Here is a 13,001-nt window from a genome sequence, read left to right on the forward strand (position 1 = left end):
TGCCGCACCGCGTCACAATGGGGCAGCCGACAGCGCAGGCCCGACTGCGCGATCGCACGTCGGGAGGAGGAGCGGTGCGCAGAGGTTGGCGCGGAGCCCGGACCGCCGCGTTCATCCTCGCGGCCGGGACCGTGATGCTGGCGTCCCAGGCGACGACGCTCGGCGAGCAGGTGCCGGTCTGGTCCCACCCCGACCACTACCTGCTCTCGAACGGCTGCCGGGTGAACGCGCGCGGCATCGGCGACTGCGGGCCCCTGGTCGGTGCCGCGGTCGGCGGCAACAGCGATCCCACCCCGCTCGAGCAGCAACTCGGGCGGCAGCTGGCGGTCCATCGCACCTACTACCAGGCCGACCAGCTGGACGCGGCGGTGGCCGCCGCACGGCAGGACCTCTCGGCGGGCCGGATCCCCTGGCTGAGTTTCAAGCTGCCCTATCCCTGGGTCGACATGGCAGCGGGACGGGGGGACGACTGGGCCCGGGGTGTCGCGGCGGCCCTCAACCGGCTGCCCGGCCCGGTCTGGGTCGCGTTCCACCATGAGCCCGAGAACGATCAGCCCGACATCGAGGCGTTGCGCGTGACGCAGGAACGGCTGGGGCCAGAACTGCGCTCGGGTGCGCCCAACGCGGCGTTCACGGTGATCCTGACCGGCTGGAACCAGTTCCACCGCCCGGCCCAGTTCGGTCTCGGCGAGATCTGGCCGCACACGACGGTCGACCTCGCCGGGTTCGACCTCTACGCCTCCGCCTCGGGGAAGGGAGGCCTCAGCGCCGAGCAGTTCTCCCGCACGTACCTCGTCTCGCTCTCGACGTGGGCGAGGACGCAAGGGGTCGCCTGGGGGCTGGCCGAGACCGGCATCGACGACGAACAGTCGAGTGCGCACCCGAAGTGGATCCAGGAGGTGCGCAACGCACTGGCAGAGGCCGGAGGCCAGGCGCTCATCTACTTCGACTCCGAGCTGAACTCGACGGCGTCCTGGCCGCTGGACACCCCCGTCAAGCTCGCCGACTTCCGCGCGGCGTTGAACGCGTCACCGAGCCTCCCGCCGCGCTGAACCCCGCGCCGAACTGCCGTGCGGTGGCTCAGGAAAAGGCCAGTGGCCCGGGGCGAACCCGGGCCACTGGCCTTCGTGCACGAGAGATGCGATTGCGGAGCGATCACATGTCGTAGTACATCTCGAACTCGTGCGGGTGCGGACGGAGCCGGATGGCGTCGATGTCCGACCGCTTCATGTCGACCCAGGTCTCGATGAGGTCCGGGGTGAACACGTCACCGGCGAGCAGGAAGTCGTGGTCGGCCTCCAGCGCGTCCAGCACCGCACCGAGCGAGTCGGGGACGGTGGCGACCTGGGCGTGCTCGTCCGGGGGCAGCTCGTAGAGGTCCTTGTCGACCGGAGCCGGCGGCTCGATCTTGTTCTGGATGCCGTCGAGGCCGGCCAGCAGCATGGCGGGGAACGCCAGGAACGGGTTGGACGACGGGTCGGGGCAGCGGAACTCGAGGCGCTTGGCCTTCGGGTTCGAGCCGGTGATCGGGATCCGGATGGACGCAGAGCGGTTGCGGCTGCTGTAGACCAGGTTGACCGGGGCCTCGAAGCCGGGGACCAGGCGGTGGTAGCTGTTCACGGTCGGGTTCGTGAACGCCAGCACGGCCGGGGCGTGCTTGAGCAGGCCGCCGATGTACCAGCGGGCCAGGTCGGACAGGTTCGCGTAGCCGGCCTCGTCGTAGAACAGCGGCTCGCCGCCCTTCCAGATGGACTGGTGCACGTGCATGCCCGAGCCGTTGTCGCCGAAGATCGGCTTCGGCATGAAGGTCGCGGTCTTGCCCGCCGCCCACGCCGTGTTCTTGACGATGTACTTGTACTTCATCAGGTTGTCGGCCGCGGTCAGCATCGTGTCGAACTTGGTTGCGATCTCGCCCTGGCCGGCGGTGCCGACCTCGTGGTGCGCCCGCTCGATGGTCAGGCCGACGTCGATCAGGTTGCGGACCATGTCGTCGCGCAGGTCGGCGAAGTGGTCGACCGGCGGGACGGGGAAGTAGCCGCCCTTGTACTTCACCTTGTAGCCGCGGTTGCCGCGGCCGTCGGTGTCGGACTCGGCGCCGGTGTTCCAGGCGCCCGCCTCGGAGTCGATGTAGTAGAAGCTCGCGTTCGACTTGGTCTCGAAGCGGACGGAGTCGAAGACGTAGAACTCGGCCTCCGGGCCCATGAACGCGGTGTCGCCGATGCCGGTGGACGCGAGGTAGTTCTCGGCCTTGCGGGCGATGTTGCGCGGGTCGCGGCTGTACGGCTCCTTGGTCAGCGGATCGTGGACGAAGAAGCTGACCACCAGCGTCTTCGACCGCCGGAAGGGATCCACGAACGCGGTGGACGGGTCGGGCATGAGCGTCATGTCGGACTCGTGGATCTTCTGGAACCCGCGGATCGAGGAGCCGTCGAAGGACAGGCCGTCCTCGAACACCTCGGGACCGAAGAACTGGGCGGGCACGGTGAAGTGCTGCATCACGCCCGGGAGATCGCAGAACCGGACGTCGATGGTCTCGACGCCTTCGTCCTTGATGTAGGCCAACAGGTCGTCGGCGCCTTGGAACATTGGGTCCTCCACACGTAAGGGAATCGAACGAAGCACACGCTAGGCACCAGCGGTAACCATGGAGTTGCGTCCATGTTTCAGCGGCGTAACGCGCTGGGCGGACGCCTCCCGGGCCACTCCCGGTGCCGTGGCACGAGCATGCCAGCGCCGCGCCCGGGCCCGGGATCCGTCCACGGGTCGTCCCCTAAGCTCGGGGCGTGGCGAGTGTGCAGACCGACGAGTACCCGGGCTCGAGCATCGGCCTGCCGGAGGCCGGGCCGGGCTCGCTGGCGTCCTGGCTCTCCCGGATCGCCGCCCTGGTCCTCGACTGGGGCGTCTGCATGGTCGTCGCGGTGTTCCTGTTCGGGACCGGCGTCCTGACCGGCGGCGGCTGGCGCGCCTGGATGGTGCTCGCGGTCTTCTTCGTCGAGAGCGCCGTCCTGGGAGCCCTCGCCGGCGGCAGCTTCGGTCAGCTGATCGCCGGCATCGGCATCGCCAGGCTGGACGGGGAACGCCTCGGCTGGCCCCGTGCCCTGGCCCGTGCCGCGATGATCTGCCTCGTCCTTCCCACGGTCGTGATCGGGGCCGAACGGAGGGCTCTCAACGACCTCGTCCTCGGTACCGTCGTGGTCAGTCGCAGGGCCAGATCACGCTGAGCCGTTTGGGGAAGTCGGGTCCCTGCGCTACGTTCCCTGCATGGTTCGCTACATCGGGAAGCGGCTGCTGAACTACCTCGTACTGCTGTACGTCGCGGTTTCGCTCACTTTCCTGCTGGCTGCCACGCAGCTGAATCCTCGAGCCCTGTGGGCCGTGCGCCAGCCGCCGGTGGACCCAGCAATCGTCGAGGCGCAGTTGCGCCAGTACAACCTCAGTGACCAGGTGCCGCTCCTGGAGCGCTACTGGGTCTGGCTCACCGGGGTGCTGCACGGCGACTGGGGGTACTCGCCGACCGGCGTCAACGTCGCAGAGCAGATCAGCACCCGGATGTGGGTCAGCCTGCGCCTGCTGCTGATCGGCACCATCGCCGGCATCGTGATCGGCGTCGCCGCCGGGGCGTGGACCGCCACCCGCCAGTACAAGGTGAGCGACCGGACGATCACCGCGCTGTCGCTGCTGATCATCTCCACGCCGGCGTTCGTGATCGGCCACGTCACCCAGATCAGCGCGACCTGGTTCAACAACGTGACCGGCACCCGGATCTTCGAGTTCATCGGCGAGACGGGGACGGTGGGCGACTACCCCGGCGCCGAACTCGTCGACCGGTTGCAGCACCTGTTCCTGCCCACGCTGGTCCTGATCGTCATCGGGGCGGCGTCGATGAGCCGGATCCAGCGCAACCTGATGCTCGACTCGCTCGGCGCGGACTACGTCCGCACGGCCAGGGCGAAGGGCCTGCCCCAGCGCAAGGCCGTGATGAAGCACGCGCTCCGCACCGCACTCATCCCGACCGGCACCTACGTCGCGTTCAGCGTGGCCACGATGTTCGTCGGAGCCACCTACACCGAGCGGATCTTCAATTTCCCCGGCATCGGCCAGTACGGCGTCGACACGATCACCAACCGGGACGTGAACGGCGTCGTCGCGGTGACGGCGTTCGCCGGCGTCTGCGTCCTCGCCGGCGCGGTGCTCTCCGACATCATGGTCGCGATTCTCGACCCCCGAGTGAGGCTCGCATGAGCGCTGCCACAGACCCCGTGCTGACCGAGATCGTCGCCGCCAAGCCGGCCAAGCGGCTCTCCCGCGGCCAGCTGATCTTCCGGCGCTTCCTGCGCAACAAGGCTGCCGTCGTGGGGGCGTTCGGGATCCTGTTCCTGATCTTCCTCGCGATCTTCGGCTCGTTCTTCCTGTACTGGAAGTTCGACGACATCGACACCAACGCGTTCCTCAACCCGCCGGACTCCGCGCACATCCTGGGCACCACGCAGGCCGGACGCGACGTGCTCGCGCTGACGGTCCGGGGCCTGGGCAAGTCGCTGCTGATCGGCTTCCTGGTGGCGATCCTGTCGACGTCCATCGCCGCGCTGGTCGGTGCGTCCGCCGCCTACCTGGGCGGCTGGTACGAGAAGGCCGCCCTGTGGATCATCGACCTGCTGCTGGTCGTGCCGAGCTTCTTCCTGATCGCCGTCGCCTCGCGGGGGGCACCATCCGGGGACGCGGCCTGGATGTTGCTGGTCGTGCTGCTGGCCGCCTTCGCGTGGCCGCTGTCGGCCCGTGTCGTCCGCTCGCTCACCTTGTCGATCAAGGAGCGCGAGTACGTCCTGGCCGCCCGGTTCATGGGGCTGTCGGCGTTCCGGATCATCGTCCGGCACATCCTGCCCAACGCGTCGTCGCTGCTGATCATCGACGCCACCCTCAACGTCGGTTACGCGATCCTGTCCGAGACCGGCCTGTCGTACTTCGGCTTCGGCGTCCAGGCGCCGGACACCTCGCTCGGCACCCTGATCGGTGAGGGCGCACGGATGGCCACGACCTACCCGTGGATCTTCCTCGGGCCGGCCTTCCTGCTGGTCTTCCTCGTCATGTGCGTGAACGCCGTCGGTGACGGCCTGCGCGACGCCCTCGATCCCAGCTCGGCGTCGGGAGGCCAGGCATGAGTATCTCCACCCAGGTGAAGGATCGCCGCACCAAGGCCGGCGACACCGTCCTCAGCGTCCGCGACCTGCATGTCACGTTCCCCAGCGAGGCCGGTCCCGTCCGGGCCGTCCGCGGGCTCAGCTTCGACCTCGCCGCCGGCGAGACGATGGCGATCGTGGGCGAGTCCGGCTCGGGCAAGTCGGTCACGTCGCTGGCCGTGATGGGCCTGCACCCGCCGACCACCCGGATCAGCGGCTCGATCAGGCTGCACGGCGAGGAGCTGCTCGGCCAGAGCGACGACGCGCTCAGCAAGATCCGCGGACGCGACATCGCGATGGTCTTCCAGGACCCCCTGTCGGCCCTGACGCCGGTGTACACGGTCGGCGACCAGATCGTCGAGGCCATCCAGGCCCACTACGACCTGTCGAAGGCCAAGGCGTGGGACCGCGCGATCGAGTTGCTCGACCTGGTCGGGATCCCGAACCCGAAGGTCAGGGTGAAGTCGTTCCCGTTCGAGTTCTCCGGCGGTATGCGCCAGCGCGTGATGATCGCGATGGCGATCGCCAACGACCCCGACGTGATCATCGCCGACGAGCCGACCACGGCGCTGGACGTCACGATCCAGGCGCAGGTGCTGGAGGTGCTGAAGACCGCACAGCGCGAGACCGGCGCGGCGATCATCATGATCACCCACGACCTGGGCATCGTGGCGGGCACCGCCGAGCGGGTGGTCGTGATGTACGCGGGGCGTCCGGTCGAGCAGGGCGGCGTCGACGACATCTTCTACGCGCCGCGGATGCCGTACACGATCGGCCTGCTGGGCACCGTGCCGCGGCTGGACGAGACGGCGACAGGGGCGCTGCCGGTGCTGGAGGGCAACCCGCCCTCGGTCGTGGACCTGCCGCCGGGCTGCCCGTTCGTCCCGCGCTGCCCGATGGCTGTCGCGAAGTGCTCGGAGGTGGAGCCGGAACTCGAGCCGACCGACTCGATGGACCACCTGGCCGCCTGCCACCGGCTCGACGAGCTGGAAGGTGCCACCCACGCGCAGCTGTACCCCGCGCCCGAGCTGACCACGTCCGAGCTCGCCAGCACGCCGCGCGAGGAGCGGGACGTGGTGCTGCAGCTCGACGGGCTGAAGCGGCACTACCCGCTGATGAAGGGCGCCATCTACCGGCGCAGGATCGGCACCGTGCACGCCGTCGACGGGATTGACCTCGACATTCGTTCGGGCGAGACGCTCGGGCTGGTGGGGGAGTCCGGCTGCGGCAAGACCACGACGCTGCTGGAGATCCTGAACATGGGCAGGCCGACCGCGGGGACGGTGAACGTGCTCGGCAACGACACGTCCACGCTGAACCGGCGGACGCGCAAGCAGCTGCGGCGCAACCTGCAGGTCGTGTTCCAGGACCCGATGGCCTCACTGGACCCGCGGATGCCCATCTTCGACATCATCGCCGAGCCGATGGGGGTGTTCGGCTACCCGAAGGCCGAGATCGAGACCCGCGTCCACGACCTGCTGCGGCTGGTCGGGCTGGAGCCGGCGCACGCCGACCGGTACCCGCAGCACTTCTCCGGTGGGCAGCGCCAGCGCATCGGTATCGCCAGAGCGCTGTCGCTGGAGCCGAAGGTGATGGTGCTCGACGAGCCCGTCTCGGCGCTGGACGTCTCGATCCAGGCCGGCGTGATCAACCTGCTGGAGGACCTGCAGGGCAAGCTGGGGCTGTCGTACCTGTTCGTCGCGCACGACCTGGCAGTTATCCGGCACATCGCGAACCGGGTGGCCGTGATGTACCTCGGCTCGATCGTGGAGATCGGCCAGGTGGATGAGGTCTACACCAACCCGGTGCACCCGTACACGCAGGCGCTGCTGTCGGCGATCCCGATCCCCGACCCGCAGACCGAGCGGACGCGCCAGCGGATCGTCCTGTCCGGCGACCTGCCCAGCCCCGCCGACCCGCCGTCCGGCTGCAAGTTCCGGACGCGCTGCTTCCGCTACGCCGCCCTCGGTGAGGCCGACCAGGCCCGCTGCCGCGAGGTCGTTCCGCTGTTGACCACCCAGGGCGCCGACCACGAGTCCGCGTGCCATTTCCCGACCGAAGTGCCGGGGGAGAAGGAGCTCGTGGCGCCGTTGCAGTCCTAGTCGGCGCCGTCCGGATGGCCTTGGAGTCCACCGGGTGCGGAATTCGTTAGCAGGTCGTTACACGCCGCATTGTGGGGCGCGGGCGCCCAGCGGGTATCGTCAAGTGCTATCCGTATGGCCAAGGCCCGCGCCGCCACCATGTCGTGGGCCCGCCATCACGCACATGGAGGAAATGTGAAGGCTTCAAGAATCCTGATGCCCATCATTGCCGGAGGCCTGGCTCTGACCATGGCCGCCTGCGGTGGGCCGTCGCAGACCGCGACGTCGGGCTCGACCGCAGGGACGACGGCAACCCCCGCCGCCGGCGGTTGGGACATCAACGAGACCGCGCGCGACCAGCTCGCGGAGGGTGGCGAGTTCATCGGCTCGATCAGCCATGAGATCTCGACCTGGAACCAGTTCAACGTGACCGGCAACGACGCGGAACTGGTGTTCCTCGAGGCGCCGATCCGTCCGACGTACTACGACTACAAGGGTGACGGCACCCCGGTGATCAACACCGACTACCTCACCGCGGCCAACGAGGCCGTCACCGACGGCCACCTGGTGATCACGCTCGACCTGAACCCGAAGGCCGTCTGGAACGACGGCACGGTGATCAGCGCCGACGACTGGATCGCCACCTGGAAGGCGCAGAACGGGTCCAACAAGGACTTCGCCGCCGCGTCCACCGATGGCTGGAACCAGATCACCTCTGTGAAGGCCGGCACCGGCCCCCAGCAGGTCGTGATCACGTTCAAGTCCACCTACCCGGACTGGACGGCGATCGTGGCCGGCGGCCCGCTGCGCGCCGAGAGCGCCGCGACGCCGAAGGTCTTCAACGACGGCTGGGCCGACTACAACGACGCCTGGTTCTCCGGCCCGTTCACGGTGACCAACTGGGACAAGACCAGCGGCACGGTGACGATGGAGCCGAACGCGAAGTGGTGGGGCAACAAGCCGCTGCTGACCAAGCTGACCTGGAAGAACATCCAGTCCGACGCACTCGCGTCCGCGTTCGCGAACCAGGAGCTGGACTACTACGACATCGGCGCTGACCCGGACGGTTACGCGCAGGCCAAGAGCGCGCAGAACTCCGTCGTGCGCGTCGCGGCCGGCCCGAACTTCCGGCACTTCACCTTCAACTCGAAGTCGCCGGTGCTGTCCGACCAGAACGTCCGCCAGGCGATCGTGATGGGCATCGACCGGACCGTCATCGCACAGTCCGACCTCGCCGGCCTGCCCGGCGACAAGGTGCCGCTGAACAACAACCTGTACGTTGCCAATCAGCCGGGCTACGTCGACCAGGCCAAGGCCACCGGCATCGACTACAACCCGGACAAGGCGAAGTCGACCCTCGACGCCGCCGGCTGGACGATGAACGACTCCACCGGCTACCGCGAAAAGGACGGCAAGGAGCTCGACGTGGTCTTCGCGGTCCTGGGCGGCGTGGCCGCCTCGGAGAACGAGGGCCTCCAGGCGCAGAAGAGCCTGAAGGAGATCGGCGTCAACCTGAAGCTGAAGACGGTCGACACGAACAAGGACTGGCCGGGCGTGCTCACCAAGCACGACTTCGACATCATCGCGTTCTCGTGGATCGGCACGCCGTACCCGCTGCGCAATATCGGCCAGATCTACGGCGGCACCGGTACCGGTGACGACTTCAAGGCGAACGACTCCAACTTCGCCCAGCTCGACATCACCAAGGTGAACGAGCTGATCCCGCAGATCGACACCGAGATGGACGCGACCAAGCGTGCCGACCTCGGCAACCAGGCCGCGCAGGCGATCTGGGAGTCGGTGCACACCCTTCCGCTGTACCAGCGCCCGATGCTGATCGGCGTCCGGGAGAAGCTGGCCAACATCGGCGCCATGGGCATGGCCCAGGTCCCGAAGTGGGAGAACGTCGGCTTCACCAAGTGAGCTGACACCACCAGCAAGGAGAGGGGTCGGGCCGAAAGGCCCGGCCCCTCTTCGCGTGTCCGCTCAGCCGTGCGTTCACGGTCCCTGAGGAGCGAGCACGGCGCGCTTCGTGACGCCGGCTCGTTCCTCGCCGGCTCCTCAGGACCCGTGTCACGAAGGGCCGCCGACACGAACCGTAGTGTCGACGCTGTCATCCCGGCGGAGGCCGGGACCTCCGGGTGAGGGTGCGGTTGGTCTCCGTGGAGATCCCGGGTCAAGCCCGGGATGACAACCTCGGGTGGGTCGTCACGGTCCCTGAGGAGCGAGCGCAGCGAGCGTCACGAAGGGCGCCGCCGACACGAACCGTAGGGTCGACCCTGTCATCTCGGCGGAGGCCGGGATCTCCGTGTGAGGGTGCGGTTGGTCTTCGTGGAGATCCCGGGTCAAGCCCGGGATGACAACCTCGGGTGGGTCGTCACGGTCCCTGAGGAGCGAGCGCAGCGCCCTTCGTGACGCCGGCTCGTTCCTCGCCGGCTCCTCAGGACCCGCGTCACGAAGGGCCGCCGACACGAACCGTAGTGTCGACGCTGTCATCCCGGGCTTGACCCGGGATCTCGTTTTCCCACGGTGGCGGCCCTGGTCCCTGTCATCCCGGGCTTGACCCGGGATCTCGTCTTCCCACGGTGGCGGCCCTCGGCCCTGTCATCCCGGGCTTGACCCGGGATCTCGTCTTCCATGACCCCGAAAATGCAAAATCGCGATGGAATCGGATTCCATCGCGCGAATGTGGCCAGGGCCGGGATCGAACCGGCGACCTTTCACTTTTCAGGCGAACGCTACTACCATCTGAGCTACCTGGCCGAGAAAGCGTTTGCGCTTCCAGCGACCCCGACGGGACTCGAACCCGCGACCTCCGCCGTGACAGGGCGGCGCGCTAACCAACTGCGCTACGGGGCCTTGTGGGCCTCACCGACCGGTGTGCCCCGGCCAGCCCGGAAACTATAACGTACCCGCTCGCGCGGGGGAAAATCGGCGTCGAGTGGATACCCTGAGCGGCATGGGACGCCGGGTGATGATCCTCGCTGCCGGGGTGGGTTCGGGCCACAACATGGCCGCGAGCGCGGTGGAGGCGGGGCTGGACGGGCTGGAGCCGGGCGACGAAGTGCGCCGGCTCGACATCCTCGAAACCACGAACGAGGTGTTCAACCGCCTCTACGACGACGCCTACTTCCAGCTGGTGGCGCAGGTGCCGTGGCTGGTCGGGTGGGGCTACGACAACGCCGATCCGCCGTTCAAGCTGGCCGCGTCCCCGCTGCAGTGGCTGGAGCAGCTGAACACGGTCTCCTTCGTCCGTGAGCTGCGCGACTACAACCCCGACGTCGTGATCTGCACGCACTTCCTGCCCGCGCGGCTGGTGTCGCTGATGATCGCCCGCAGGCAGCTGCAGACGACGCTCACGGTGGTCACCACCGACTACGACTTCCAGGGGCTGTGGCTGACGTCGCCGTTCCACCACTTCTTCGCCGCCCGCGAGGAGACCCGCGAGTACCTGACCAGCATCGGCATCCCGGAGGACCGGGTGAGCGCGAGCGGCATCCCCGTCCGCAGGGGGCTGGCCGACCCGGTGGACGCGGCCGCGGTCCGCGCGGAGTTCGGGCTGCGGGCGAACGTGCCGGTCGTGATGATCTCCGCCGGCGCGGCGGGCGGCTCGTACACGACGCAGGTGGTGCGGCAGGTGTTGCGGATGGCCCACCCGTTCCAGGCCGTGATCGTATGTGGACGCAACGCCGAGCTCAAGGCCGAGGTCGAGCTGCTGGTGGCCGAGGCCCGACGCGAGGACGACGTCGTCGTGCTCGGCTTCACCGACCGGATGGCCGACCTGATGCGGGTGTCGAGCCTGTTCGTCGGCAAGCCGGGCGGGCTGTCGTCCTCGGAGTGCATGGCCGCGGGCCTGCCGATGGTGCTGGTGAACCCGATTCCTGGCCAGGAGGTGCGCAACGCCGACTACCTGCTGGAGTCCGGCGCGGCCGTCCGCTGCAACTACGCCACGACGGTGGGCTACAAGATCGACCAGCTCCTCGCGGATCCGCAGCGGCTGGAGGGGATGGCGGACGCAGCGCGCCAGGTGGGCCGCCCGGAGGCGGGCCGCGACGTGGCGAGGACGTCGCTCGCCTGCGGGCCAGTGCCTCTGTGGATCAGCAGGGACGCGCAGCGCTCGATGATGCAGTCGGTCGAGGACGGGGTGGCCGCGCTGGACGCGGAGGGTACCCGTCGGCTGCGGACGCTCCGTGACCCGCAGACGCACGAGTCCCTGGCGCTGGTGACCGAGGCGGAGCTGGAGGTGCTCGGCGTGCGCGAGTGGTCGCGCTCGGTGCACCTGGTGGGGACGCACCTGAACGCGCTGCGCTGGCAGCCGGAGAACTTCGACCTGGCCTCGACCGGACGCTGGTTGCTGGCCCAGCAGGACGAGAGGACGCTGGACGTGCTCGCGCCGGGGGAGCGGCTGCTCGCGCCCTGATCGGGCCGGACCGTCCCTCCGGGCCTCGGGCTCAGGCCTGCGCGGCTCGCACGGCCCGCCCGACCGTGACGGCGATGTCGAGCTCGTTGCCCTCGGGGTCGGCCAGCGTCCACCACGCGGGCGCCTCGGCGTCGAACACGACCCGACCTCCCGCAGCGATCGCCGCGGCCACCCGGGCCTCGGCCTCATCGTCGGGCACGAACAGGTCGAGGTGGAGGCGGTTGCGCTGCTCGCGGGGCTCCTCCATCTGCTGGAAGAACACCGGAGGGTTCAGCCGCCGCGGGTCGTAGAGGTCGTGCAGTCCGGGACGGGGATCGGCGACGTAGCCCAGCGCGGCCCGCCAGAAGGCCTCGACCGGGGGGATGTCGAGGGCGTCGATGCCGACCTGGAAGTCCCGCACGCCGGTCGGATCGGCGACCAGACCGAGGTCGTGGGCGGCCGACTGGACGGCGCGGGCGAGCTCGACGAAGCCTTCGGCGTCGTGCTGGTCCTTGCCGCCGTCCACGGTCACCCCGGAGTAGCGCAGGTCGACCATCAGCGGCAGGCCGGCATCGTCGGCCAGGGCGGCGACCGCCTCGACGAGTTCCACGCCCTGGAGGAAGGAGCCGGTCGGGTAGTGGACGGCCGCGGTCAGCATGGTGCGCCAGTCACTGGCACCCGGGTCCTCGAAGGTGCCGTGCTCTGCGGCGAGCGGGAACACGTCGGCCTCGTTGCCCTCGGCGTCGGCGATCGTGCGCCACCACTCGTTCTCGTAGGCGATGCGCCCGCCGGCGGCCAACAGCGCGGCGGTGGAGTCGGCGACGAGCTCCCACGGCGTGCCCGCGTCGATGTGGATCCGGTTGCGCAGGGGACGCGGAGCGTCCATCTCCTGGAACCAGATCCGTGGCTGGCGGCCCAGCGGATCGGCCAACCGGTCATCGGCGACCAGCTCGTAGCGGAGGGCGGCCTGCCAGAAGCGCGCGACCGCTGCCGCGTCCGTGGCGTCGATGGCGATCTGCAGGCGCTGCACGGCGGACGGGTCGGAGCGCAGGCCGAGGTCGGCGGCCGCGTCCGAGATCTGCCGGGCCAGGGCCACGTCGCGCTCGGTGAGCTGGCGCACGTCGTGGCTGAACACCCGCAGGTGGACGCCCAGCGGGCGCACGTCGATGTCGGGGTGGTGCCCGGCGGACTCCGCGAGGTCGGCCACCCTGCGGACGAACCGTGCGCCGGCGACGTGGGAGCCGGTGTCGTACCAGGTGTCGGCGCCCGCGTTGAGGGCGCGCCAGTCGCGCGTCCCGTCCGACCGCTCGAACTGCTGCGGGGTCAGGGTGGCCACGTCACCCG

The 13,001-nt window shown here is 69.1% G+C and carries 9 protein-coding genes and 2 tRNA genes; 7 read left to right on the forward strand and 4 right to left on the reverse strand.

Annotated features, from left to right (window positions below; translation table 11 throughout):
- Positions 1-74: 74 nt before the first annotated feature.
- Positions 75-1,052 (forward strand): hypothetical protein, encoded by a 978-nt coding sequence (locus QM779_RS00415; protein ID WP_428530128.1) that lies wholly within the window; start codon positions 75-77, stop codon positions 1,050-1,052.
- Between the two features lie 103 nt (positions 1,053-1,155).
- Here QM779_RS00415 and glnA read toward each other — a convergent pair whose 3' ends face one another.
- Positions 1,156-2,586, reverse strand: coding sequence for a type I glutamate--ammonia ligase (gene glnA / locus QM779_RS00420; protein ID WP_428530130.1), 1,431 nt, complete (start codon positions 2,584-2,586; stop codon positions 1,156-1,158).
- A 206-nt stretch (positions 2,587-2,792) separates the two neighbouring features.
- On the opposite strand from glnA, the gene QM779_RS00425 reads away from it, so the two are divergent.
- The 5 genes from QM779_RS00425 to QM779_RS00445 all read left to right on the forward strand — a co-directional run bounded on the left by QM779_RS00425 (position 2,793) and on the right by QM779_RS00445 (position 9,181).
- The gene (locus QM779_RS00425) at positions 2,793-3,221 is read left to right on the forward strand and encodes an RDD family protein (RefSeq protein ID WP_428533009.1); all 429 of its coding nucleotides are present in this window, start codon (positions 2,793-2,795) and stop codon (positions 3,219-3,221) included.
- A gap of 40 nt (positions 3,222-3,261) precedes the next feature.
- A complete protein-coding gene (locus tag QM779_RS00430) occupies positions 3,262-4,242 on the forward strand; it encodes an ABC transporter permease (RefSeq protein ID WP_428530132.1) in 981 nt (326 codons plus the stop codon).
- On the forward strand, positions 4,239-5,159 hold the full coding sequence (locus QM779_RS00435) for an ABC transporter permease (RefSeq protein ID WP_428530134.1): 921 nt from the start codon (positions 4,239-4,241) through the stop codon (positions 5,157-5,159). The genes QM779_RS00430 and QM779_RS00435 overlap by 4 nt, the downstream gene beginning before the upstream one ends.
- Complete coding sequence (locus QM779_RS00440) at positions 5,156-7,279, forward strand: dipeptide ABC transporter ATP-binding protein (RefSeq protein WP_428530136.1); 2,124 nt, start codon at positions 5,156-5,158, stop codon at positions 7,277-7,279. The genes QM779_RS00435 and QM779_RS00440 overlap by 4 nt, the downstream gene beginning before the upstream one ends.
- 195 nt (positions 7,280-7,474) lie before the next feature.
- Positions 7,475-9,181: an ABC transporter family substrate-binding protein gene (locus tag QM779_RS00445; protein ID WP_428530138.1), complete on the forward strand. Its 1,707-nt coding sequence runs from the start codon at positions 7,475-7,477 to the stop codon at positions 9,179-9,181.
- A 766-nt stretch (positions 9,182-9,947) separates the two neighbouring features.
- Here the strand turns inward: QM779_RS00445 and QM779_RS00450 are convergent.
- Positions 9,948-10,021, reverse strand: a tRNA-Phe gene (locus QM779_RS00450).
- Positions 10,022-10,043: 22 nt separating this feature from the next.
- A tRNA-Asp gene (locus tag QM779_RS00455) sits at positions 10,044-10,117 on the reverse strand.
- A 100-nt stretch (positions 10,118-10,217) separates the two neighbouring features.
- Between QM779_RS00455 and QM779_RS00460 the strand changes: the two genes are divergently transcribed.
- Positions 10,218-11,678: an MGDG synthase family glycosyltransferase gene (locus tag QM779_RS00460; protein WP_428530140.1), complete on the forward strand. Its 1,461-nt coding sequence runs from the start codon at positions 10,218-10,220 to the stop codon at positions 11,676-11,678.
- Positions 11,679-11,709: 31 nt separating this feature from the next.
- Here the strand turns inward: QM779_RS00460 and QM779_RS00465 are convergent, their stop codons facing one another.
- Positions 11,710-12,993, reverse strand: a complete 1,284-nt coding sequence (locus tag QM779_RS00465) for a VOC family protein (RefSeq protein WP_428530142.1) — start codon at positions 12,991-12,993, stop codon at positions 11,710-11,712.
- Positions 12,994-13,001 lie beyond the last annotated feature (8 nt).

The organism is Propionicimonas sp. (genome assembly GCF_049840635.1).
GTDB lineage: Bacteria > Actinomycetota > Actinomycetes > Propionibacteriales > Propionibacteriaceae > Propionicimonas.